Genomic DNA, 25,087 nt, shown 5'->3' on the forward strand with positions numbered 1-25,087 from the left:
CCTTCACCAAAAAATGAGCGTGGATAATCTTCCGTTTTTGGCCTCGTACGGGCTCAAAGTGGGAGATTATCCACGCTCGTTCCCATCGGATTACATTGCCCGTGGCCGGCAGCCGTGCGGCACCGGTCCGCGTGGCGGCGTATAATCGGCGGCAGATGACTCGGACGTTAGGAAACCATGACCGATAGCATGCAGCAGATGGCGCTCGATACGCTCGGCGCCTATTTTGGCTACACCTCGTTTCGCCCGGGGCAGGACCGCATGGTCGATGCGATCCTTGCCGGCCGCGATGCGCTGGGCGTTATGCCCACGGGGGCCGGCAAGTCCATTTGCTACCAGGTGCCCGCGCTCATGCTGCCCGGTATCACCTTTGTGGTGAGTCCGCTGCTGTCGCTTATGGAGGATCAGACCCGTGCATTGCTCGCGGCGGGTGCGCGACCCAGCTATCTCAACTCCAGTCTTACTCCGGCCCAGCAAAACACCGTGCTCAAGCGGGCGCGCGAGGGCCGCTACCAGCTTATGTACGTGGCGCCCGAGCGTCTGCTCGAGCCGCGCTTTTTAGCTTTTGCGCGGGAGGCCGCGGCCGCCGCCGGCATTGGCGTGCCGCTCGTGGCCATTGACGAGGCCCACTGCGTAAGCCAGTGGGGCCAGGATTTCCGTCCCGCCTACCTGCAGATTCGCGAGTTCATCGATTCCCTGCCGCAGCGCCCCATCGTGGCGGCCTTTACCGCTACGGCGACCGAGCGCGTGCGTGCGGACATTCAGCAGATGCTCGGCCTGCAAAACCCCGCGACGGTGGTGACGGGCTTCGATCGCAAGAACCTCTACTTTGGCTGCGAGGAGATGGGCGACAAGGCCAAGGCCGCGTGGGTGCGCGACTATGTGATCGCACATTCGAGCGAAAGCGGCATCGTGTATTGCTCGACTCGCAAGACCGTCGATGCGCTGGCAAGCGAGCTTGCCGAGGCGCTGGGCTCCAGCGGCATTCGCGTTGGCCGCTACCATGCCGGCATGGGCAACGACGCCCGCCGGCAAAGCCAGCGCGCCTTTATCGACGACGATATCCAGGTAATGGTTGCCACCAACGCCTTTGGCATGGGTATCGACAAGCCCAACGTGCGCTACGTGATTCACAACAACGTGCCCGAGAGCATCGAGGCGTACTACCAGGAGGCGGGCCGCGCCGGCCGTGATGGCGACCCAGCCAGCTGCCATTTGCTGTGGAACGGCAATGATTTTCGCATGCGTCGCTTTTTGATCGACCGCGGCGATGCTGCCGACGAGGCGCTCGATGACGAGCAACGCGCGTGGGCGCTCCAGAATCGATACCGCCTGCTCAGCCAGATGGAGGGCTACTGCAATACCACCGGCTGCCTGCGCGAATACATGCTGCGCTACTTTGGCGACGAGGCTGCGGCCGAGCATACCGCCGCAGCCGGTGCTAGCGGTGCCGCCACGGACGACGCCGAGGGCTGCGGCAACTGCAGCAACTGCCTCACGCAGTTCGAGGTCGAGGACGTCACCGATATGGCCCGCGCCGCCGTGCGCTATGTGGCTACGCGTCCCATGCGTTTTGGCAAGTCGCTGATCGCCGACGTGCTCCACGGCGGCAACACCGAGCGCATTCGCCAGATGCATCTGGACGAGGATCGCGGCTACGGTGAGCTGTCGAGCGAATCGGTCGGGCGCATCAAGGACATCATCGGGCAGCTGTGCGGGCGGGGCTACCTGGCCACCTCACAGGGACAGTACCCGGTCGTGGGGCTGGGCCCACGTGCCGGCGAGGTCGAGGACGAGGCGTTTGCCTTTACCGTTAAGCGTCGTGCATCCAAGCGCAAGGCCTCGGCCCGCGCCCTCCGTGCGGTGGATCTGCTGCGCGAGGAGGCCGATCTGGATCAGCGCCTGCGCGTGGGCGACGATGCCGAGCTGTTCGAGCGCTTGCGTGCACTCCGCAAGGAGATTTCGATCGAGCTGGAGATGGCGCCGTACATGGTCTTCTCCGATAAGGCCCTGCGCGGTCTGTGCCGCCTGCGCCCTCAGACGCGCGACGAGCTTATCCGGGTCAACGGCATTGGCGAGAAAAAAGCCGACGCCTTTGGCGAGCAGTTTATGGCGGCGATTGAAGAGTTTGAATCCGAGCATGCACGGGATGGAGCGTAACGATGGCAGCCGATAGCAAGACCGACCGTACTGACGTGTCCGCCGTGCCGCTGTACCAGCAGGTTATGGACGACCTAAAGGGCGAGATCGCGCGCGGCGTGTACGCTGCCGGCTCGCGCATTCCTTCCGAGATGGAGCTCGCGAAGTCCTACGGCGTGGGGCGCATTACCGTGCGTCGCGCCATTGAGGAGTTGTCGCGCGCGGGATATCTCAACCGTCAGCAGGGGAGGGGCACGTTTGTGTGTGCGCCCAAGCTCAAGCGCAAGATTGTCCAGAAAGGCGACGTCCAGAGTTTTACCGAGGCCTGCGCTGCCAACGACATGGCGGCCGGAGCGCGCCTGGTATCGCGCACGGTGGTTGCGGCGGCGCGCGAGGACGCGGCGTTTTTTGGCGTGGAACCCGGCTGCGAGCTCATCGTGGTCGAGCGCGTGCGCACGGCCGATGGCGTGCCCGTCATGCTCGAGAACAACGCCTTTGTGCTGGCCGACCATCCCTATCTGCAGCAGCTTGCCGACGAGGACCTCACCGACAATTCGATTTTTGCGCTCGTTGCCGTGCATTCGGGCCGCGCACCGCTCAAGTCCGATCCCTGTACCGTGGAGATCGCGCTCGCCGATGCTCAGACGGCCCCGCTGTTGGAGGTGCCGGTCGGCGAGCCGCTCTTTTATATGGAGGCGTACTTTACCGATGCGGACGAGCGGCCCTTGCTGCTCGGGCGCCAAAAGATCGTGGGGTCGCGCTACGTGTTCGACATCTAACGTCCATAGATAGAACAATACAGAACAAGTTTGGTGAAATGAATTCACCTGCGACAGCTTGCGTGTTATAAATAGGACAACATAGAACGACCGCAGGTACGAGCTGTCGCCGCTCAAAGCCGCCACACAGGGAGGAACGTCACCGTGAACGCACACGATCTGGTTCAGGAAATTATCGAGCGCAAGGGTAAGATCGAGAATGTCTTTTGGATCGCCTGCGGCGGTTCGATGATTGACCTTATGCCGGCTAATGAGCTGCTCAAGCGCGAGGCAACCACGTTTACCTCGACGGTCTACACGGCGCGCGAGTTTTGCCTTATGGCCCCCAAGAGCCTAGGGCCGAAGTCACTCGTCATCGCCTGTAGCCACAGCGGTAACACGCAAGAGGTCGTCGACGGCTGCGAGATGGCGCTGGCCGCCGGTGCCGAGGTCGTGACTATGACTGACTACGCGGGCTCCAAGATCGATAACGGCAAGTGGACCACCTGGGTTTACCCGTGGGGCAAGGGCGAGTCGCAGGCCGAAGTTCCGCAGGGCATCGGCGCTCTGATCGCCGCCGAGCTGCTCGACCAGCAGGAGGGCTACGAGGCGCTCGCCGACATGTACGCCGGCCTTAAGCAGATGGACGCACTGCTGCCCGCTGCCCGCGAGAAGGTCAACGCCGAGCTGGGCGATCGCTTTGCCGAGCTCTGCCAGCAGCACAAGTTCTTCTATATCCTGGGCTCCGGCCCCAACTTTAGCCAGACCTACGCCATGGCCATCTGCTCGCTCATGGAGATGCAGTGGCAGCACTGCTGCTACATCCACTCCGGCGAGTATTTCCACGGTCCCTTCGAGGCTACCGAGCCCGGCGTGTTCTACCTTGTGCAGCTTGGCGCTGGCGAGTGTCGCCCCATGGAGGAGCGCGCACTGGCATTTCTCAACACGCACACCGATACAGTCATGGTGCTCGATGCGCTTGAGTACGGCGTGGGCGAGGTGCCTGCCAGCGTGCGTTCGTACCTGGAGCCGATCTTCTTCTATGCGATGAGCTGTGAGCTGCGCGCCGCCCGCGGCAAGGTATTTGACCACAGTCCCGAGGTTCGCCGCTACATGGGCGTCGAGCGGTACTAGGTAACGGGGAACGCGATTTTTCATGACGGGCCTTCGCCAAGCGCGGGCCCCGTTTGCGTCACGGCGCCCCTTTCTGTTTGTCGAAAACGAAGTCAAATACTTTTCCCGAGAAGTGAACGACCTATTTTGGACCCCCGAAGCATCGACATTTTTTGACGCCAAAACAGCAGGAAAATCTTAATGAAACTGCAGGAAATGGTCTCCACAAAGTGTCGATGCTTCGAGGGCTCGTTTTTGCTCGTTCACTTTTCGGGAAAAGTATTAGACCTAAATCTGCAAGCATGTCGCGTGTGTCAAAAAGCGGGCCGCGCCGGTGGGTTTCCGGCGCGGCCCGCTTTACATTGTGTCCGTATGAGTGAGTTGTCGCATCAACCGGCGGACTACTTGGCGTCGTAGGCCTCGGCGTCCCACCAGTCGAGCTGGGCGATGTTGTCGCGGATATGCTGACAGCTCTTGTGGAAGCCCTCGAGCTCGTGCTCGGAAAGGTCGAGCGTGTAGACCTCCTCGACGCCCTCGGCGCCGATCACGCACGGCAGGGAGGTAAAGATGCCCTCCTCGCCATACTGGCCGGTCATAAGCGTAGAGGCCGAAAGCACGGCGTGCTCGTTGTGCAGCACGGCGGCGCAGACGCGCGCGGCGGAGTTGGCAACGGCGTACTCGGTGCACTGCTTGCCGGCGTAAGTCACATAACCGCCCTTGCGTGCGAGCTCCTCGACTTCCATGTGGTCGAAGGCGTACTTGTCGGGGTTCTCGGCCTGAAGCTCGTTGAGGCTCTTGCCGGCGATGGTTGCGGCTTTAAAGGCGGCCAGCTGGCTAAAGCCATGCTCACCGATCATGTAGGCATCGATGGACTTGGGGCTCACCCCGACCTTCTTGGAGATCTCGGTGCGCAGGCGGGCAGAGTCCAGGCCACAGCCCGAGCCGATGATCTTCTTGGGATCGTAGCCGGTCAGATGCCACAGCTCGGTGCACACGACGTCGCAGGGGTTAGAGATGCTCACGAAGATGCCGTCGAAGCCGGCATCGACGATGCGCTTGGCAAAGGTGCGGGCGGCGTCGGTGGTAAAGAACAGCTCGCCGTCGCGGTTGCCGGCGGCCAGTGCGACCTTGCCGGCGGCGTTGACGATGACGTCGCAGCAGGCCAGCTCCTCGTAGTGGTCGTAGCAGTTGACGATCTTGGTGTTGTACGGAACAAACGAAAGGGAGTCGCGCAGGTCCTGGACCTCGGACGTCACCTTTGCCTCGTTGATATCGCAGAGGTACAGCTCATCGGCAATGCCCTGCATGAGCAGGCTGTTGGCGACATGTGCTCCTACGTGGCCCTGGCCGACCACACCGATCTTACGCGTCTGGTACATATTCATATCCTTTCGGCCGAGTTTTTCGCATCGAACCATTGTAGCGTCCTGCTGCCACTTTGCTAGGCTAAAGCGCCGTAGATTTTTGGGACACGCCTTAATCTCTACTTTTGGAGTGATTTGGGCCGCTGACGGTGTCTCGGGGCGATGCACTCGCGCGGATGGGGCCGCTCGTTGTACCATAGCTGCAACTGACTCGTAAGGAGCATCCATGCCCATTCGCATCCCCGACGCCCTCCCTGCCGCCGCGCAGCTCGAGAGCGAGAACATCTTTGTCATGACCGAGTACCGCGCGCTGCACCAGGACATCCGTCCGCTGCGCGTGCTCATCCTCAACCTCATGCCCACCAAGATCGCCACCGAGACGCAGATCATGCGCAAGCTCTCCAACACGCCGCTGCAGGTAGAGGTGGACCTGCTACGCACCAAGACGCACGAGGCCACGCACGTGAGTGCCGGCCACCTGGAGACGTTCTACCGTACGTTCGACGACATCCGCGATATCCACTACGACGGCCTGATCATCACGGGCGCGCCGGTGGAGCAGATGCCGTTCGAGGAGGTCGACTACTGGCCCGAGCTCTGCCAGATCATGGATTGGTCCACCACGCACGTGCACTCTACGCTGCATATTTGCTGGGGTGCACAGGCAGGGCTCTACCATCATTACGGTATCCAGAAGTGCGACCTGCCGGCCAAGGCGAGCGGCGTGTTTGAGCATTATCTGGTGAAGCCGCAAAGCCCGCTGGTCCGCGGCTTTGACGACCGCTTCTATGCCGTGCATTCACGCAATACCGATGTGCGCCGTGAGGACGTGGAGGCCGAGCCGCAGCTTGAGGTCGTGGCCGTATCAGACGAGGTGGGCCTGTACATCGTCAAGTCGACCGACAGCCGCCGCTTCTTTGTCTTTGGCCATCCCGAGTACGATACCGACACGCTGCGCCTGGAGTACGAGCGCGACGTGAAGCGCGGGCTCAACCCCCAGGTGCCGGCGCATTACTTCCCAGGTGACGACCCCACCGCCGAGCCGCGCAACGTCTGGCGCAGCCAGGCCCAGCTGTTCTACACCAACTGGCTCAACTACTACGTCTACCAGACCACGCCCTACGACCTGGCCCGCGCCGGCGAGGAGCACTAGGCTACGGCCGCGGTTGCGGTTGTGGCTTCGGCTGCGGCGTGACGAGCGTGGATTTTCGGATGCCCATCTTGCGGGTGCGATACAACGGCGGTTAGGCGCTGATGATGTGGGGTAGCGGCAGGTCGTGGGTGTCGGTGGGAACGTGGTCGACACGCTGCTCGTCAAAGGCGATGCCGATGATTTGGCATGCGGGCGAGAGCGTGGGCAGGTAGCGGTCGTAGCAGCCGCCGCCGTAGCCCAGGCGCGCGCCGGTGTGGTCGAAGGCTACGAGCGGCACGACGATCATATCGAGCGCCTCGGCAGGCACGATAGGAAAGCGGCTGCTGTCGACGTCCGTGGCTGCGAAGGCCCGCGTAGGGTGGGCGATAAACGGGGCCTCGGACGCATCGCCGGCAGCAACTGCCCGCATGCACATGCGCTGGCCACAAGCCACGGTGTCAGCTGCCGAGAACATGCACGGATAGGCCACGCGCCAGCCGTGTTTTGCGGCCGTTGCGGCAAACGCGGCAGGATCTGCCTCGGAGCCCATGGCGGCATAGACGGCAACGGTGCGCGGGGCCGCGGGACCCGAGCCGCCCAGCAACTCAACGAGCCGCGCGCATACAGCAGCAGACTTTGCCGCCCGCATATCCAAATCTAGAGCATCGCGCCGGGCAATTACCGCCCGCCGCAACTCGGCCTTATCCATCCCGGCCCCTCTCTCAAACCTACCAAAAAGGGACAGGTTTATTTTGGTAGGTTTTATCTGGTCAAATGTCGAAACCACCACGCAAACCATCGCAAGGGGAGCAGTTCATGGACACCTTCGTGGGTTTTGACGAAGAGTGGGTGTTCGCGGCGGTGTGTCTCGATCTGTAACAGTAACTCGGCAAAATCGGGCCTAGATGTTACAGATTGAGACAAAGGGCCGGCGTCATCCGAAAACGTCTCGATTTGTAACATCTGGAGCCAATATTGCCGCCTAGATGTTACAGATTTAGACAAACTGGTGTGACGGGCTGAGCTGCCCCGCCCAAGCAGCGGCAAAAGAAAAGGTAGATTTTCAGGCATGTCCCAAAAATCTACCTTTGCTGTGCGTTAGCCCAGCAGGTCGATGACGTTGAAGCCGGCGTTGCTCTTGGCGATGACGTCTCGGCCGCCAAAGACGCAGGTGGGCGAGACGGCTGCGATGCACGTCACGTCGGCGCCGAGCGAGCGCAGCTCACCGGGCGTGGCGGCGAGCATCTGGGCGCGGCGCTCCTCGCGTGCATGCGGATCGAGTCCGGCCAAGTAGGTCGTGTTGCGGCGTTTGGTGAGCGCGTACGGCTTCACCGGCGCATCCATGCCGCTCACGCAGCTCACGATAAAGCCCTCAAAGGCGGCCTCGTCGGGCTCAAAACCGCCGAGCCATTCGCCTGCGCGCGCCACGCGCTCAATCGAGGGGTCGATTGCCGGGTCGCGGTAGGTGTAGAACGCCGCCTGACGCTCGCCTGCCGCGCGGAATCCGCAGCCGTACGCCCCGCCTTTCACGCGGATCTCGTTCCACAGGTAGTCGTAGGAGAGCGCGTTGGCGGCAACCGCCCAGGCGCCCGTCACGTCAATGCCCAGGCGACGCGGGTCGCATGCGCTTGCCGCAAAGCAGATGTCGCTGGGGATGAGGAAAGCCTCGTGGCGGTCGCACGGCGTCGGCACCACGAGCGTGTCGCGGCCGGCAACAGCACCGTCGCCCGCGCCCAACCCCAGGTCGCCCGCGGCGGCCCAGTACGTGTCAAAGTCCTCATCGCTGCCGGTAAAGCTCGCCAGACAGCCATCGGACACAAAGATGCGGCCTGCCAGCTCGGCAAGCTTGGCGCGCAGGTCGTCCAGGCGCTCGTCAAAGTGGTCGAGCAGATCGCGCAGGAACAGGTAGAAGTCCACGCCCGAAAGCTGCTCGCGCACCACGGCCGAAGGCGAGCTGTAGCTCATCGCGCGACCAAGCGCCGCCGAGTGACCGTTGTTAATGAAGCCCTGCTCAAGCCCAATGCGAATCTGCGTGAGCACGTCGCGCACGCGGTCGGCTTCGGCATCGAGCAACAGCGTGCTCGACCACACCTCGCGCGGCAGGCTCGCCAGCGCATCGATCTTTTCGGACAGGGCGCCGGCGCTCACTAGCAGGTAGGGGCGCACGCCGTCCACGTCGGGCTGGGTCATGACCTCGGTCGTAAAGCTCAAAAAGCCCAGCTTGCCGGCGATGAGGTTGTCGAGCTCCTCGGCCGAGTGTTCGCTCGTGGGTAGCTGTTTGAGCAGGCGGCAGAGCAGGGTCACATAGGGCAGGTCTTCAAACGCGACGCAGCTCAGGTCGAAATACTGCATGGCGTAGGCCAAGCGGTTGGTGGGGATGCCGTGGCGCAGGCAGGGGATGGGCGCGGTCGTGTCCACGACCAGCGGCGGCTCGGGGCGTGCCTCGCCAATGTCGGACACGCGCAGGCGTGGCAGCGTGGCCTTGGCCTCGGGCGCGTCATCCGCCTCCTGCGCGGCGCGCAGCGCAGCCGTGCGCTCGACCACATCGGCCAGCTCGGCATCGGTCATGGCATCGCGCTTGGCTACCAGCTCGGCGGCCTCGGCGCTCTCCGCACCCTCGGCGGCATCCACCGGAACCAGCTCGACCAGCGCCATGTGGTCGTTTTCCAGCACGAGCTCGCGCAGCAGGTCCTCAAAGTAGCTGCCGTCCAGCTCGCCGCGCAGCTCCTCGTACACCGGGCCGTACTTGAGCGCCAGCGTCGCGGCGTCGTCATCGTAGAGCCAGGTGCTCAGCGCGTCGCATGCAATGGCCACGCCGTCGGCGATACCGTAGTCGCGCTGGCGCAGGTCGTATTCGTTGCTGCTGATGATGGCCTCCAGGCGCTCGCGCGGAACGCCGTGCTCGCACAGGTCGCGGCAGGCGTCCTGGAACACGCGGCGCAGCTCGCGCGCCACGCCGGGCTGAGCGTTTTGCAGCATGATGAGCTCGTAGGGCTGCAGGCTCTCGGCCGCGGTGTAGCTCACCACGTTGCCGCCCAGGCCGGCGGCCAGAATGGCCTTCTTAACCGGTGCCTCGTTGGAACCCAGCAGTGCCTCGAACAGGATGTCCGCCGCGATCGTGCGCTTGCGGTCGAGCGCGCTGCCCAGCACAAGACCCAGGCCCACCAGGGCGTTCTCGGGTGTGGTTGCCATCTCGACGCGCTTGTACTCGCAGGTCACGGGCGCCTGCACGACCAGCGGATTGGGCGCCAGCGTGGACGGGTCCTCGCCGGCGGCGACGGCTGCGTCCATGCGGCGGCTCGCGGCACTTGGCTGCGACAGATAGCGCTCGTCCAAAAAGGCCAGTGCACGGTCCACATCCAGGTCGCCGTAGAGCGTGATGTAGGAGTTGGAAGGATTGTAGTGGCGCGCGTGCGTGTCCAGGAACTGCTCGTAGGTGAGCGCAGGAATCGCGCGCGGGTCGCCGCCGCTCTCGTGCGCATAGGCGGTGTCGGGATAAAGCGCGGCGTTGACGGCGTCGTCCAGCACGCTCATGGGGTCGGACAGCGCGCCCTTCATCTCGTTGAACACCACGCCGTTATAGCGTAGCGTTCCCTCGCGCAGGCTTGCGGAACTGCCGTTGCCCTCGCCCTCGGCGCCCTTCGGCAGGTCCAGCTCGTAGTGCCAGCCCTCCTGCTCAAAAATGGTGGGCTTGGTATAGATGGCCGGGTTGAACACCGCGTCCAGGTACACGTCCATCAGGTTGTACAGATCCTGCTCGTTGGTGGTGGCAACGGGGTAGATGGTCTTGTCGGGGTAGGTCATGGCGTTGAGGAACGTCTGCATGGAGCTCTTGATCAGGTCGACGAACGGCTCCTTGACGGGAAACTTGGCCGATCCGCACAGCACCGAGTGCTCGAGGATATGGAACACGCCGGTGGAATCGGCCGGCGGCGTCTTAAAGCCAATGGCAAAAGCCTTGTTTTCGTCGTCGCACGCCAGGTACAGCAGGCGAGCGCCCGAGGCGGTGTGGCGCAGCACGTAGGCGTCCGAGTCGAGCTCGGGCACGGTCTCGCAGCGCTCGACGGCAAAGCCGTGACAGGTGGTGCCGGGCACCAGCAGCGCGGCGGCAGCGGCGCGCGGGTCGGTTGAGGTGGTGGGCATATGCAGTCTCCTTTGACGCCCCAGCGGGGGCGAATCGAGTCGAATCCTCGTGAGTATACCCATATGGGGCCGCGGCTCTGCGGCGAACTGGAGACGATGCCAGCGGATTGGGCATAGACCCCGCGTGACCGCCGTGCGAGCGTGGAAACTTGGACGCCTATCGAATGAGAGTGGATTTTCGGACGGAATCAGCCTCAAAACGTCCAAAAACCGTCCAAATATCCACCCTCATTTCCCGACCGTCCAAAATTCACGCTCATCCGCCGCCCGCGCATCTCTCATCTCTCATCTCTCATTCGTCACGAATACGAGAGATAACAGAAAGACGAGAGATGAATATGAGAGATAACTGAGCAGCAAAGAGACAAGAAATCACGGTATTGTCTCAATACTGATTGTTCTACCAGCAAAAACATGTTTAAATGAAACAGATGGTAGATATCTTATCTCTCATCTTTCACTCATCTCTAATACGAGAGATAACAGAGAGACAAGAGATAATTACGAGAGATAACTGAGAGACGAAGGAAATCTATTCGCGGCATTCTCCGCCGGACCGAGCGAAAGGACGTGCAGATGAACGAGAACGAGCTGATCGGTCTGCTCGAGTCTTTAAGGCGCATGGGCTCGGACGATCTTAGCGTCGAGGTCAAGGAGAGCGCCACGACGCTTTCTCGCGACGTATGGGAAACGGTTAGCGCATTCGCGAATACCGCCGGCGGAATTATCGTGCTCGGCGTGAGCGAGCGCGCGGGCTTTGTCCCGGTTGAGGACTTTGAGACCGAGAAGGTGCTCAACCAATTTGTCGCAGGCATGGGTGATGCCGGCGGTCGCGGAAAACTGGCCAATCCGCCCAAATACACTATTGAGCGCGTGGAGCTTCGGGGCACCGTGGTTCTCGTTATCACGATTGAGGAGCTCGACCCGTCGAGCAAGCCCTGCTATGTAATAGAACGCGGCGCCCAGGGCGGCAGCTACAAGCGCATTGATGACAAAGACGTGCCACTTTCATCGACCGAGGTTTTGGCACTGTCGTCATACGAGCGGACGAGTCCTAGCGATCGCGATGCAGTGCCCGGCGCGGTTGCAGGCGATCTTGACGAGGCACTGGTCGATCGCACGATAGAGCGTGCTTTCTCGCTGACACCTCGGGCAATGCGCGGCGCGCCGGACAAGAAAACGAAGCTGGAGCGCCTGAATTTCCTCGACTCCCAGGGCAAAGTTACTAAGGCCGGGCTCCTGGCTGCGGGTGCCTATCCTCAGCAGTTCTATCCTAAGCTCTTTATCGATGTGGCGGTCTATGCCGGAACGCAGAAGGGCGCGGCGGGGTCGTTGAGGTTCATGGACCGTACGATCTGCGAGGGAACGTTGGGCGAAATGATCTCGGATGCCGTCGCGGCAGTCGCCAAGAATTTGCGGCGAACCTCGACGATCCAAGGCGTCTCGCGTGTCGACTCGCTGGAGATTCCCGAGGAGGTCCTGCGCGAGGCAATCGCCAACGCCGTAATCCACCGAGAATACGGAGATCGGTTCTGTGGGCAGTCGGTCGCTGTTGACGTCTTTGATGACCGTATCGAAGTGACGAACCCCGGCGGCCTATACGGAGGAAAGACTCGCGAGAACTTGTTTGACGGCAGCTCCCGGTGCCGCAACGCGACGCTCATGAAACTCATGTCGATTGTTCCGCTGCCGGATGGCGCAGGTTCGCCGGCTGAGGGCAATGGCTCGGGCATTCCGATGATGATCGACGCCATGTGTGCTCATGGTTTGGCCGAGCCCCTGTTCTGCCCGGGATTCGATCGGTTCAAAGTGGTTCTCTATCGCTCAAAGGTCGAGCCGGTCGACCACGGCGGTGACTTAATTGTGGCGGCACTTAAGCGTTGCGGTGAGCTGGGTACGCGCGAGTTGGCGGAGCACACAGGGCTCACAATTTCCCAGGTTAGGTCGCGCGTCAACACACTCATTGCTCAAGGCGAGCTTGAGCCTACAGCGCCGGCGACGAGTCGCAACCGCAAGTATCGACTGTCGGAGCGTGCGGAATAAATGCGCCAGCGGACGAGGTGACCCAATAATCGACTCTCGATTGGCGCCCGCTAAGGTAAGGCGGTTGTTGCCCAGTCGACGGCGAAGTTAAAAATCCGGCTTACGCCGGCATAGTCCCGAACCCATCCATCAGGAACAGCCTAAGAACCAGCTTGATGGCATTTCCCGGTTTGATTTCTGCCGCGTCAAAGACGTGGCGCTCGGCGAGCTCGCTGCAGTATGCGTAGATGTCGCGGATAAGGTCCGCGCCCGAAAGCGTAAACATGTAGCCCGCGTCCGAAAGCGCATTGGGCGCGGCGGGCAACTTGGCCATGTGGCAGAACGTTTGCAGGTCGGGCGCCATAACATTCTGGTAGTCGAGGTGGCCGCTGGCATCCTGTGCGGCAAGCTCCAATTGGCGCACAAAATCCAGCGCCGCCGCTAACACAAAGCTCGGCGTAGGCGCATTGACGTCCTCCGTGGTCGCCACAAGCCTGCCCGCCGCCTGCGTGACAAGCCAAGCGACCTCGCGCTGGCAACGCACGGCCTTGCGCGTAACCGGTTTGATGGACGAAGAAGAAACGCTTCCCTTAGGCGGATTCGAAGCAGCCATAAGACCCTCCCATGAACAATCCGGCCCAATAAGCCCGGATGAAACACGTGCTACATCAGTATACAGGGGAGTGGGATGGCGGGGTATGAGCGCGCCAGCGGCAAACCGAGAGCATCAACGATGTGCCGATCGCGGAATGAGATCTCGTAATAATTGACTCTCGGCCATATTATTGAGGGGCATGACTCGCGTTCGTATGGTTGTAGGTGCTGGCGATGAACGACATTGACCTTGCTGTTCCGTTGATGGATGGACCAAGCTATGACCGTGCCTGCAGTCTCGTGCCTTCCGAATACGTTGAGGCATGGGAGTGGTTTCTGGGTGAGGAGCAGCGCGGCGGCGTTTGGACCAGCCTTCCGCACCGCACCAAGGAAGATAGCCCTCAGTATCAGTATCGTTTGAGAATTGGCGCGGACTTCTTTCCCGTAACGCGGGATTCAGGGATCTTCTGGCCGGGCCAGGATCGGGTGAAGCAAGATCCCAATAAGATCTTTGCGCTTTCGGTCCATAACTCTAAAAAGAGCTTCTACACCGATGTTCCTCCGCTCTATTTGGATGACGGTACGTGGGTCATTAAGTATTCGGTTCAAGCGCCAGGCGTCGTTGGTTCTCGAGACCAGAATTACAACCGTAAAATGCTCAACTGTATGGAATATGGCGTTCCAGTTGGAGTCATATTTGCAACCGAGGTGGGCTATAAGGTGCTCGGCCTTGCGTTTGTTGAACGGTTTGAGCCCGAAAACGGCTGGTTTGTTCTGCATGGTCCCGTTCATAAAGGCGGGCCTGATCCTCGTTTTGCGTCCGACATGAGCTATCTGAAGCACATGCCAGCCGACATTGAGTTTGCCGGACAGAGTGCGACCGATGACGAAAAAGTTCGCTATGCGTTGAGACGCGAGCGATTGGGGCAGCAATGGTTCCGCAAGCAGCTCATTGCCGCCTATGATGGTCGCTGCGCGGTGTCGGGTTGTGGGGTTAACGAGGCACTGGAGGCTGCACATATCGAGAATTACTCGGGACCCAAATCGCAGGTTGCCAGCAACGGCATTCTACTTCGGCGCGACTTTCATGCTCTATTCGATGCTCATCTGATTTCGTTTGAGCCTGTTTGCGGCGAATATCGGCTGTGCGGATCGTACCTGCTGGATAAGACCGACTACGCTTCCTTTGCAGGTGCGACGCTAAGGCAGCCGAATGAGCGTCAGTGGCGACCCAATGCGGTGTTTCTCGAGGCCCATCGCATCGAGTTCGATCGCTCGGAAAAGAAGCGTGAAAAGGCGGGGCTTCTGCCGTATTAGCGTATTTGGCTTTGGCGGTCTTTTACGATCGTGTTGTTTGATCGGATCGCGTGGCGATGCAATCTCGTGCACGCCCGCCGGTGCATGCTCTTCCTGATTTGGATAGCGAGAGAGGAGCGCGTGTGAGCTGGCGAGGCGATATTGCGATGGGGAAGTACGGAAAACTGCCGTGTGCCCTTATCGACAACAATATGTTTCCGGGCGTAGAGGTTGATTGCGGGTCGTTTGCCGTCGCCTGTCCTTATTGCGGCTCACAAATATCGTGTCTCGATATTCGGTTCATCGATGCGCGCGACAGACTCAGCGACGAAGTGAGAAAACGGACGGGCGTTCATATGCCGGTATATCCGGAGAAATGCCCTGTTTGCGGTCTCGATATCGTGTATGACGTTTGCGACGGGGGATAGGTGATGCGGAGGAGCTGGCTGTGAAGGCCTCTCCGTCTCTACAAATAAACCCCCTCACCGAGCTTCTTGTGGAACTCGGCGTGATGGTCGCGTGCCCAGGTAAAGAGTGCCTGGTCAAAATTGGTATGCGTGGCCGGGACGCCAAAGACGCCGGCAACTTCGACGCGCACAAACTCCAGTGCCGGCAGCTTGTTGATGGCAGTGAGGGCAAACGGGGACGTGGGTTCTTCGAACAGATAGCGGCTGCCTTGCAGCGCGCCGCAACTGGTGCACGTGTTGCCGAGCGATGGGGCTTTGGAGGCTCGCGCGCCTACGGGCTTGTAGCCACAGCGCTTAGAAAGATAGTCGCGGATCTCGCCCGGGACGCAGCCAAGAGCGGGAACAATGGCGAGCGCGTTGGCATTGGTCGTGTCGATGGCAATGTGCCCGGCCTTGTTGGGTGCGTGCGCGATGGCGATGCCCTCGCCGTTATCGGTTCGATAGGGAATGCCGAAGGCCGCGACCGAGGTCTCTTTGTGACACTTCCAGCACTCGCGCTTGCCCAGTACTAGATATATATACGGCGCAGAGGGGTCGGATCGGTCAACACCGGGCAGCCACTCGGCAAAGGGCTCGGGGTTGACGCCGCTGGGTACATACCAGATCTTCTTGGTCCGGTCCCATTTGGCGCCCAGCGCCTTGGCTTCTTCTTTGCGCGAAAAGGGAACATCGAGCTCGGTGCGCATGGTGGCTCCTTGGTGCTGCAGGTGTAAGTGGCTCAAGGATACCGCAGGGTGTGGACGTTGTGGCGTTTTGCCGAGAAGCCGCGGTGCGGACTGGTTGGTTACGCCTTGGATAAACTGGCAAGTAGATGGTCGGCTTTTGGCCAGTTGGGCGGCAACCTTGCCAAAAACTTGACGGATTGCGGTTTGGGCATCGTCGAATGAACACTTTGGCGCACCTCGGCGAAAAAACCGCCGGTCGTTTACCGGAAACTTAACAGGACCGCCAGCCGCCGCCGGCGTGCGTGCTATCTTCGCGCCATGAGGTACTTTATCGTTTCACATAACGCCGCATTGGCGCTGTTGGCGCACATGCCGAACCCTCGCTTTGGGGATTCGGAGCCAGAGGTCGTGTCGATTGCAGGTGCCTGTGCGCTCTTGGACCAAGAAGCGCAGGAGGTTATCGATCGCTATGACCTGGGGATCGAAACGCTGGATTTGTTGGTGCCGTCGCGCGCCGGCCGTCGGCAGAGCAAGCATGTTAAGACGCATCTGTGCACCAACGAGCTCCCGGCGGGTTCGTTTATCTCGCTGGGCCACTGGATGGGCGACCTTGATGCGTATGTGTGCTCTCCCGAGCTGGCGTTTTTGCAGGCTGTGCACGATGGCGATGTGGCAGCGGCCGTCTATGCCGGCTATGCGATGACATCGGATTACCGGCTGGATAACCTTGCTCCCGGTGGGGTAACAGGCAGGGATACGGGCATGCGCGATAGCAGGCTCACGACTAAGGAGCTCATCGAGGCGTATATCGAGAAGTCACCCAAGGTGAGGGGTATCGCGAAGGCAAAGGCGCTGCTTGCATATGTGATCGAGGGGTCGCGCTCTCCGAGGGAGTCGGGGCTCTGCATGTTTATGTCGCTGCCTGCGCGCTACGGCGGGTATGCATTGGGCAAGGCCGAACTTAACAAGAAGGTCTTCATTCGCGATGGATACAATGACGGACGTGATCACAAGCTTCGCGTGTTGGAGCGCACACCCGACATAACGCTTACGGCTAAAGTCGAGGTGGGCATGGATAAAGTAAAGGCCGGGCTGCTGCCAGAGGTGCTGACCGCGATGGTCGATTACGACAGCGATGCCATTCATGACGGACGCGAGAAGATTTACAAGGATGCCGAGCGCCGCAACGAGTTGGAGCTGTTGAGCGGCGTGGCACACTTCACCGTGACGACTGAGCAGGCAAATGACTACGACAAGCTCATCCGGCTGTGCGAACGCATCCGACGGAAGCTGCACCGGAACAAGCGACCCATTTTTAACAAGCCCATGAGCGAGGAGCAGCGATACTTTGCCCTCAAGCGCGTCGAAGCGAAGCGGTTTAAGCTTTGGCAGGCCGTAATCGAGGCGCGTCAACATTGGTAGGGGCGGTTGCTGGGCATGGGACCAAGGGTCTCATTGTCAGGTCTAATACTTTTCCCGAGAAGTGAACGAGTCAAAACGGACCCCCGAAACATCGACACTTTTGGTGGCTTATTTCCTGCGGTTTTATCATTGGAATCCTGCGGTTTTGGCTGTAAAAAGTGTGGATGCTTCGGGGGTCCAAATAAGGTCGTTCACTTCTCGGGAAAAGTATTAGACCTGATTATGGGAAGGCTGTCCGGATGTGGCCGCGAGGCTTGCGAAGGCCAGATCGGGGCAGTCGCCAAGGCTGTTTGGGTGATTTTGGGGCTGATTGGGGCGATCGCCGGGGTTGTCTGGGCGACTTTGGGTGTGGCAGGGGTAATTGCCGGCGATACCGAAGCAACTTGGGGTCTGCCGGGATGATTGTCGGTTATGTAGAGGCGGTATCAGCCTCGATTGGGATGGTTATTGGAGCTGCCGAAGCGGTTTTGGGTGCCACGGCGCCCTTTTGGCTTAGCACATAAAACAAAACAGCCCAGAGGCATAGCCTCTGAGCTGCGAACATTTGGTGGGCGTTAGAAGATTTGAACTTCTGACCTCTTCCGTGTCAGGGAAGCGCTCTCCCCCTGAGCTAAACGCCCGATCAAGGGTGCGCAAGTGCGCAAGGGATAATATAACGGAGCTTGAACTCGGTGGCAAGAATATTTTTTAAAATCGCTAACGTTGTGGAATCAAAGGGCTTTGTCGCGCCCATTTTAAAAGAGCTCGCTGCCGTGATTTGGCTGTCGCATAATGCAAAGCCGTTGCGATGCCGAACCATGGAAGAGACGTCTGCGGAATTGTCCTACCGATAAGCGGACAAGCCCCCAGCTGGAGCCTTCGCCGTGGTAAGGTAAGCCGAATTGTTTCCAGGCTGTTTCGGGGGAGCGGGATGAGCAAAGAGCGTGTCGAGCAGGTCGAAGGCGCGGGGACTTCGGTGCCGATGACCGATATATCGAACATTGATGTGCCCGAGGGCACCGATGAGCTCAGCCGCAGCACCCGCCGTGCATGGCGCGACCGCCTCAACGACGCCCAGACGCGCAAGATGGCCCTGGGTGTGCTTGCCGCGGCTGCCGGCGGAACGTTCTGGGGATTTTCTGGCACCTGCGCCAGCTACCTCTTCGATGTTTGCCATATCGAGACGTTTTGGCTCATGAGCATGCGCCAGGTTTGCGCCGGCCTGCTCTTTATGCTCGTCGTGCTCAACAAGGATCGCGACCGCTTGGTTAAACTGTGGACTACCCCCGCCGACCGCAAGCAGCTCATCCTGTTTACGATTTTTGGCTTGCTGTTCAACCAGATTTGCTATCTGTCTGCCGTGCGCCTAACCAACGCGGGCACGGCGACGGTGTTCCAGTGCCTGCAGCTGGTGGTCGTCATGGGGTATGCCTGCGTTGCCACGCATCGACTTCCGCGCACGCGCGAGACGCTTGGTGTTTTGCTCGCCTTGGGAGGAACGTTTCTTATCGCCACAGGCGGCGACCCCAGTACGCTGAGCATTTCGCCGATGGGCCTGCTCGCGGGCCTTTTGTGCGCCGTGGGCGGTGCCTGCATGGCAATTATTCCGGCCGGAATCCTCAAGGAATACGGCAGCTCGGTTGTCACGGGCTCAGCCATGCTTTCGGCAGGAATCGTGCTGAGCATTTTTACCCAGCCGTGGGCACACATGCCGGCGCTCGAGCCTTCGGGTGTCGGCGCGCTCGCGGTGTTCATCGTGATTGGGTCGTTTTTTGCCTATATGTTCTATATGCAGGGCGTTAAGGAGATCGGCTCGGTTCGTGCGAGCCTCATTGGAACCATGGAGCCGGTTTCGGCTACCATCACCAGCGCTCTTATGCTGGGGACGGTATTTTTGCCCACCGACCTGGCGGGTTTTGCCATGATTATCGCGATGGTGTTTTTGACGGTGTAGTCGACGCAGCGGCTGATACAAGTTAAAAACTGAATAGGGATTCGCGCATGTTGCGTGTAATCAGGACGCATGTCTGGAGTTTAGCTGCGCGCGTTCAATATGACATAAACTGATAACGTTTATCGACTTTTGTATCGTGAGGATTTCTCTATGGCTGGAAATCATTTTAAGGGTAGCGGAGACGGCCGTCCGGCGGTCCCGCCGCGTTCTAATGGGGCGGGAAGGCCCGACGCTCCGGGCGGCATTGGCCAGAACGGCGGCGGCAATCGCACGTCTCCGGGCGAGACGGCGATGTTTACCGCTCTGTATGAGCAATCTCAGAAGGCAAAAAAGGCCGCCCGCGCAAACGGTCAGGCCGCTGCGACCGGGGCTACCCCCGCAGTGCCGCCGCGCGAGGTCTCCGCAAATTCCGCGGGCAATGCGGGCAGCGCCAATGCTGCCGGCAACGCCTCGTCGTCCAAGGATGTAGGAATCACGGGCAACTTGGGCACGATTTACACGGGAGCTTCCGAGACCGGCACGTTTGCCCGTCTGGACGATAGCGGTGCCGAGTTTGTGGGCTCGGGTTCTAAAGAAGACTATTACGATTTTGGCCTGAACTACGGCGACGGCACTTCGTCGAGCACGACGTCGGACGGGCTGGTCCGTCATCGTCATCGCAAGGGCGAGAACAAGAACCGTTATGCCGCCACAGCGGTCGTTGCTGTCGTCGCGGTTGTCCTCGTTGCACTTGGCGTGAGCGGCTTCATGTTCTTTAACTCGGCAAAGACCGTGAAGGCCCAGGCAAAGGAGGCCGTGGGTATCGTCGCAGACCTTAAGGGTAAGGTCACGTCGGGCGATTTTTCGACCTTGCCCGACGATACGAAGAAGATCAACGACCTTTGCAGCAGCATGAAGACGGAGACCTCGAGCCCGCTGTGGACGATGGCCTCGTTTGTCCCGGTGTACGGCAGCGACATTAATGCCGCCCGCACCATGGTCGACGCTCTGTCCGATGTTTCGAGCGGCGCGCTGGTCCCCATGGCCGATAATCTCGCTCAGGCAACGCCCGGCAAGCTGTTCCAGGACGGAACAATCAACGTGTCCGCGCTGCAGGCGGTCGCCGATTCGCTTTCCGATAGCTCGAGGGCGTTCAAGAGCGCCAATGAAAAGATTCAGGGTATTGGCGATACGCATATCGCCCAGGTGACCGAGCTGGTCGATAAGGCAAAGGACGGCTTTGCCACCCTCAACGGCGCGGTTGACGCGGCGGAGAAGGTCGCCCCCGTTCTGCCCCAGATGCTCGGCGCCAACGGTCAGACGCGCCATTATCTTGTGCTCGCGATGAGCAATGTCGAGATCCGCGCCTGCGGCGGTTTCCCGGGTTCTCGCGGCGTGATGTCGGTGACTGACGGTAAGCTCGAACTGGGCGATTTTGTCAAAGTCGACTTGATGAAAGAGCCTTTGAGTCCGCTTCCCATCACCGATGAAGAGGCAAACTTGTTCACGACCGGATGGGGCCTGACGGGATTCAACACGCTCGGATACACGATGGGCGACGTTACGATGACGCCCGATTATCCGCGTGCGGCTCAGCTTGTCAGCGATATGCAGAAGGCCATTGTCGGAGATGACATCGACGGCGTATTTGCAGTCGATCCGGTATTTTTGCAGTATATGCTCGGCATTGTAGGCGGCACGCAGCTTCCCGACGGCACCGTCGTCGACGGAAGCAACGCTGCAAAGGTACTGATGCACGATGTTTATTGGAATTACCCGGTAGAGGAACAGGACGCCATTTTTGCGGCGGTTGCTGGATCGGCTTTTAACAAGATCGTGGACGAACTGGGCTCCAGCGATATTACTAAGATCGCTGCCGCCATCGAAAAGGGTGCTTCCGAGGGTCGCATCCTGATGTATTCGAGAAACGACGACGAGGAAAAGGCCGCGAAGGCCCTTGGCATCTCCGGCGCTCTCCAAACCGATACGTCGGAGGCTCCGATCTTGGGCGTCTATGTGAACAACTACAGTTACTCAAAGATGGATTGGTTTCTCGATAAGCGAGTCACCATCGATTCTTCGGTTGAAAATGCCGACGGTTCGACGACGTATCGAGTGACCACTACGCTCAAGAACACGATGACCCCCCAGGAGAAGGCCGAGATGCCTGGTTATTTCCAGGGCCACAACGGCATTAGCCAGGATATTGATGATGAGGTGCTGAGGCTTTATCTCTATGCTCCTGCGGGAGGCAGCATTTCGGACATTAAGACTTCGGGCTCCGGTTCTATCGAGATGAACGAAGCGACGCACGATGGCTTGAAGGTTGCATGGGGCGGTGTCCACATGCTTCTTGGACAAGACATAAAGGTTGAGTACACGGTCACGACTTCGAAGGACTCTGGGCACAAGGAGCTTAAGGTTCGTACCACGCCGACCGCTCAAACGTTCGAACAGGATAAGTAAGATATGAAGTACTTTGGCACCGACGGATTTCGCGGCGAGGCCAACGTTGGGCTGACCGTGGAGCACGCGTACAAGATCGGCCGCTTTGTGGGCTGGTATTACGGCGCCAGGCGCGGGGCCAAGGCGCGCGTGATCGTGGGCAAGGACACGCGTCGTTCGAGCTACATGTTCGAGGCGGCGCTGGTGAGTGGCCTGGTCGCGAGCGGTGCGGACGCATATATGCTGCACGTGATTCCAACGCCGGGCGTGGCGCACCAGACCGTGGAGGGCTGCTTCGATTGCGGCATCATGATCAGTGCGAGCCACAATCCGTTTTGCGATAACGGCATTAAGCTCGTCAACAGCGACGGCTTTAAGATGGACGAGGACGTGCTGGAACTCATCGAGGACTACATCGATGGCAAGAGCGAGGTGCCGCTGGCCACGGGCAACCACATTGGCGCCACGGTCGACTACATGCAGGGCCGCAACCGCTACATTGCCTCGCTCATTGCAAGCGCGAACTTTTCGCTGCAGGGCGTCAAGATTGGCATTGACTGCGCCAACGGCTCGGCGTCCTCTGTCGCCAAGCCGGTGTTCGATGCGCTCGGCGCCGATGTGCGCGTGATTAACGCCGCACCCGACGGCTTTAACATTAACGTCGACTGCGGCTCTACGCATATGGAGCGCCTGCAGCGCCATGTGGTGGAGCAAGGCTTGGACGTGGGCTTTGCCTACGACGGCGATGCCGATCGCTGCCTGGCCGTGGACGAGCGCGGCCGCGTGGTCGACGGCGACCAGATCCTGTACGTGTGCGGCGTGTATCTTAACAAGCACGGGCGCCTCTCGGGCGGTACCGTGGTGCCGACGATCGCCAGCAACTTTGGCCTGATTAAGTCGCTGGAGCTTGCCGGCCTGAGTGCCGTGACCAGCGGCGTGGGCGACCGCCACGTGTATGCCAAGATGCGCGAGGGCGGCTACAGCCTGGGTGGCGAGCAGACGGGCCATACGATCTTTGGCGATATCGAGCGTACGGGCGACGGCATTATGACCTCGCTGCGTGTGATGGAAGTGATTCGTGCCGAACGCGAGACGCTTTCGCAGCTCGCGGTGCCGTGTAAGCTGCTGCCGCAGGCGCAGGTTGCCGTACGCGTGGCGGACAAGGATGCTGCGCTGGGCAACATGGGCGTGCAGGCCGCCATTGCCGAGGCCGAGGCGTCGCTGGCGGGCGAGGGCCGCGTGCTGGTGCGCAAGAGCGGAACCGAGTCGGTGATTCGCGTTTTGGCCGAGGCCCCCGACCAAGACGCCGCCGACGCCGCCATGAAGCGCATCGCCGCCGCGCTGGAGGCTCTGTAGTTACGCGGTTTTACCAAACCGCGTAACCGCTCGACGCTACAAACGGCCCCAAGCGGCAATCTGGCGTTCAATTTCAAGGGCGCGACCAGAAGGTTAGCGCCCTTTCATTTCACGTCACCTTGCTCGCTTGGGGCCGTTTTCGCTGACATTGCCAAGACATCGACGTCAACATGGTTGGCGTTGGCGATGGCGTGCTGGTCAATCCTTACAGCTGGTACAGCGTGGTGAACTTGTCCTGCAGGTAGCTGCAGTAGTAGCGGGCATCGAATGCCATACCGCACGCGCCCTTGATGAGCTCCGGCGCGTCCTTGGCGCGGCCCCACTGCCAAATGTGCTCGCCCAGCCAAGCACGGACGGGTGTCAGGTCGCCGCTCGCACAGGCGCCGTTAAGGTCGACACCGTCGCGGCACATGGCCGGCACAAACATGGCATCGTAGGCGCTGCCCAGCGCATACGTGGGGAAGTAGCCAAACGAGCCGCCGCTCCAGTGCGTATCCTGCAGGCAGCCGCGCGTGTCGTCGGGAACAGGAATGCCCAGGTACTCGTCCATAAAGCGATTCCAAAGCGCGGGGATGTCCTTGGCCGTGGCCTCGCCGGCAAACAGCATGCGCTCAATCTCGTAGCGCACCATAATATGCAGCGGGTAGGTGAGCTCGTCGGCCTCGGTACGGATCAGCGACGGCTGAGCGATGTTCACGGCGTGGTAGAGCGTGTCCTCGTCCACGTTGCCGTAGACCTCGGGCGCGTGACGGCGCAGCACTTCGAGCAGCGGGCCCATAAAAGCGCGACTGCGGCCTACGGTGTTCTCGAAAAAGCGGCTCTGGCTCTCGTGAATGCCCATGGAGGTGCCGCCCTCCAGACACGTACGCGCGTAAGCGGGATTGACGCCCAGCTCGTACATGGCGTGCCCCGCCTCGTGGATGATGCTATAGACGTTGGAGATGCAGTCGTCCTCGTAGATGTGCGTGGCGATGCGCGCATCGCCCACCGAGAAGCCCTCGCTAAACGGGTGCTCGGTAAAGGCGAGCGTGGTGTCGTCCAGGTTAAGGCCGACGAGCTTCATCAGGTCGAAGCTCATGGCGCGCTGGGCGGCCTCGGGCACGCGGGCATGCAAAAAGTCGGCAGTAGGCTGCTGCCCGCGCTCGCCGATGGCGTGAACGAGCGGCACGACGGTGGCCTTGACCTCGTCACAAAACGCATCGAAGCTCTTGGCGGAAAGGCCGCGTTCGTACTGGTCGAGCCAAACATCGTATGGGTCGCGCTTGGGGTCCATGAGCTCGGCCTGATGCTTGAGCTGGGCGACGATTCTATCCACGTAGGGCTCAAAGCTCGCCCAGTCGTTGGCCGTCTTGGCCTTGTGCCACACGGCGTCGGCCTCGCAGGTGAGCCTGGTCCAGGCCTCGGCCTCCTCAGTAGGGATAACGCTTGCCTCGCGCTGGTCGCGGCCGAGCACACGGATCTCGTCGAGCAGCTGCGGGTCGTCGATCTTGCCGCCGGCGACGGTCTCGTGTGCCAGCGAGCTTACAAGCTCGACGGACTTTTTGCTGGTCAGGAGCTTGTGATGTTCGCCGGCAAGGGTGCCCATAGCATCGGCGCGGGCCGCAGCGCCGTTGGCGGGGGCAATCGTCGCGCCATCGAACTCGGCAATCTTGAGCAGGTACTCGCGGGTCCATAGTTTGCCTTCGAGCTTGCGGAGCTTCTTGATGCCCTTGCCCGCCTTGGCGTTCTTAGAGGCCTTGGCCACGGCGGCCTTGGCTTTCTTATCGAGTTTCTTTCCCATACCTATATCCTTGATCTCGCAGACCGGACGCCACGGGTGGGCGTGCGGCCAGTTTGCACAGCTATCTGCCTTGTACCCAGTGCGAACAAAACGGAACGCGGCGATATGCTCGCAGAATGTGTTATCCTATAGCCCAATGCGTTGACGGAGAGGGTTTTGCCCGCCGCGTCGCCGGCAAGAGAGGGAAGGTCATGGGCTGCAAGCCTTCCTGCGGTGGCAAGGGCCAAGCGTTCACTCCCGAGCAGCAACCTCAACGGGCGCGCGGCCAGCGGCGGCGAAGCCCCAGTAGGGAAGCCGTGAGCCTCGCGATAAGGGGCACAGAGTGGGCACGGCGGGCCAGACATCCGCCGGGTCAAACAAGGTGGTACCGCGGAATTCAACCGTCCTTGGGCAATGCACATGCCCGAGGACGGTTTTTTGTTACCGAATCGGGCCGCGTTTTTGCAACGCCAGACGGCGGCAGTCGTCCTGGCGAGCGG

16 protein-coding genes and 1 tRNA gene are annotated in these 25,087 nt (G+C 60.6%); 10 read left to right on the forward strand and 7 right to left on the reverse strand.

From position 1 onward, the window contains the following. Window positions 1-177: 177 nt before the first annotated feature. The 3 genes from ACQRAP_RS06780 to ACQRAP_RS06790 all read left to right on the forward strand — a co-directional run bounded on the left by ACQRAP_RS06780 (window position 178) and on the right by ACQRAP_RS06790 (window position 4,031). Window positions 178-2,160 carry a RecQ family ATP-dependent DNA helicase gene (locus ACQRAP_RS06780; protein ID WP_427795202.1) on the forward strand — a complete coding sequence of 661 codons (1,983 nt, stop codon included), beginning with the start codon at window positions 178-180 and terminating at the stop codon, window positions 2,158-2,160. A gap of 2 nt (window positions 2,161-2,162) precedes the next feature. Further along, entirely contained in the window at window positions 2,163-2,918 is a 756-nt protein-coding gene (locus ACQRAP_RS06785) for a GntR family transcriptional regulator (RefSeq protein ID WP_427795203.1), read from the forward strand. Between the two features lie 144 nt (window positions 2,919-3,062). Then, on the forward strand, window positions 3,063-4,031 hold the full coding sequence (locus ACQRAP_RS06790) for an SIS domain-containing protein (RefSeq protein WP_427795204.1): 969 nt from the start codon (window positions 3,063-3,065) through the stop codon (window positions 4,029-4,031). Between the two features lie 380 nt (window positions 4,032-4,411). On the opposite strand, the gene ACQRAP_RS06795 is transcribed toward ACQRAP_RS06790, so the two are convergent. Then, entirely contained in the window at window positions 4,412-5,389 is a 978-nt protein-coding gene (locus ACQRAP_RS06795) for an L-lactate dehydrogenase (protein WP_152067319.1), read from the reverse strand. Between the two features lie 211 nt (window positions 5,390-5,600). Between ACQRAP_RS06795 and metA the strand changes: the two genes are divergently transcribed. Continuing rightward, the gene (metA, locus tag ACQRAP_RS06800; RefSeq protein ID WP_427795205.1) at window positions 5,601-6,527 is read left to right on the forward strand and encodes a homoserine O-acetyltransferase MetA; all 927 of its coding nucleotides are present in this window, start codon (window positions 5,601-5,603) and stop codon (window positions 6,525-6,527) included. Window positions 6,528-6,618: 91 nt separating this feature from the next. On the opposite strand, the gene ACQRAP_RS06805 is transcribed toward metA, so the two are convergent. Both ACQRAP_RS06805 and ACQRAP_RS06810 read right to left on the reverse strand, forming a co-directional pair. After that, window positions 6,619-7,215 carry a 5-formyltetrahydrofolate cyclo-ligase gene (locus tag ACQRAP_RS06805; protein WP_427795206.1) on the reverse strand — a complete coding sequence of 199 codons (597 nt, stop codon included), beginning with the start codon at window positions 7,213-7,215 and terminating at the stop codon, window positions 6,619-6,621. Between the two features lie 389 nt (window positions 7,216-7,604). Beyond that, window positions 7,605-10,649, reverse strand: coding sequence for an insulinase family protein (locus tag ACQRAP_RS06810; protein ID WP_427795207.1), 3,045 nt, complete (start codon window positions 10,647-10,649; stop codon window positions 7,605-7,607). 576 nt (window positions 10,650-11,225) lie between these two features. On the opposite strand from ACQRAP_RS06810, the gene ACQRAP_RS06815 reads away from it, so the two are divergent. Then, window positions 11,226-12,692, forward strand: a complete 1,467-nt coding sequence (locus tag ACQRAP_RS06815; RefSeq protein WP_152067326.1) for an ATP-binding protein — start codon at window positions 11,226-11,228, stop codon at window positions 12,690-12,692. Between the two features lie 100 nt (window positions 12,693-12,792). On the opposite strand, the gene ACQRAP_RS06820 is transcribed toward ACQRAP_RS06815, so the two are convergent. Continuing rightward, window positions 12,793-13,284 carry a hypothetical protein gene (locus ACQRAP_RS06820; RefSeq protein WP_427795208.1) on the reverse strand — a complete coding sequence of 164 codons (492 nt, stop codon included), beginning with the start codon at window positions 13,282-13,284 and terminating at the stop codon, window positions 12,793-12,795. A 215-nt stretch (window positions 13,285-13,499) separates the two neighbouring features. Here ACQRAP_RS06820 and ACQRAP_RS06825 point away from each other — a divergent pair, with 215 nt between their 5' ends. Continuing rightward, window positions 13,500-14,582, forward strand: a complete 1,083-nt coding sequence (locus ACQRAP_RS06825; protein WP_427795209.1) for an HNH endonuclease — start codon at window positions 13,500-13,502, stop codon at window positions 14,580-14,582. Window positions 14,583-15,027: 445 nt separating this feature from the next. Here ACQRAP_RS06825 and ACQRAP_RS06830 read toward each other — a convergent pair whose 3' ends face one another. Then, complete coding sequence (locus tag ACQRAP_RS06830) at window positions 15,028-15,714, reverse strand: DUF5710 domain-containing protein (protein WP_427795210.1); 687 nt, start codon at window positions 15,712-15,714, stop codon at window positions 15,028-15,030. Window positions 15,715-16,101: 387 nt separating this feature from the next. Here ACQRAP_RS06830 and ACQRAP_RS06835 point away from each other — a divergent pair, with 387 nt between their 5' ends. Next, window positions 16,102-17,115, forward strand: coding sequence for a hypothetical protein (locus tag ACQRAP_RS06835; protein WP_427795211.1), 1,014 nt, complete (start codon window positions 16,102-16,104; stop codon window positions 17,113-17,115). Window positions 17,116-17,660: 545 nt separating this feature from the next. On the opposite strand, the gene ACQRAP_RS06840 is transcribed toward ACQRAP_RS06835, so the two are convergent. Further along, a tRNA-Val gene (locus ACQRAP_RS06840) sits at window positions 17,661-17,735 on the reverse strand. Window positions 17,736-18,025: 290 nt separating this feature from the next. On the opposite strand from ACQRAP_RS06840, the gene ACQRAP_RS06845 reads away from it, so the two are divergent. From ACQRAP_RS06845 to glmM, 3 genes are all read left to right on the forward strand, one after another. Next, complete coding sequence (locus ACQRAP_RS06845; protein WP_427795212.1) at window positions 18,026-19,048, forward strand: DMT family transporter; 1,023 nt, start codon at window positions 18,026-18,028, stop codon at window positions 19,046-19,048. Window positions 19,049-19,198: 150 nt separating this feature from the next. Continuing rightward, window positions 19,199-21,493: a DUF4012 domain-containing protein gene (locus ACQRAP_RS06850; RefSeq protein WP_427795213.1), complete on the forward strand. Its 2,295-nt coding sequence runs from the start codon at window positions 19,199-19,201 to the stop codon at window positions 21,491-21,493. 3 nt (window positions 21,494-21,496) lie between these two features. Continuing rightward, window positions 21,497-22,828, forward strand: coding sequence for a phosphoglucosamine mutase (glmM, locus tag ACQRAP_RS06855; protein WP_154517601.1), 1,332 nt, complete (start codon window positions 21,497-21,499; stop codon window positions 22,826-22,828). A gap of 205 nt (window positions 22,829-23,033) precedes the next feature. Here glmM and ACQRAP_RS06860 read toward each other — a convergent pair whose 3' ends face one another. Further along, window positions 23,034-24,608 (reverse strand): carboxypeptidase M32, encoded by a 1,575-nt coding sequence (locus tag ACQRAP_RS06860; protein ID WP_427795214.1) that lies wholly within the window; start codon window positions 24,606-24,608, stop codon window positions 23,034-23,036. Window positions 24,609-25,087: the final 479 nt, after the last annotated feature.

This window comes from Collinsella sp. SGI.180, assembly GCF_050313455.1.
Lineage (GTDB): Bacteria > Actinomycetota > Coriobacteriia > Coriobacteriales > Coriobacteriaceae > Collinsella.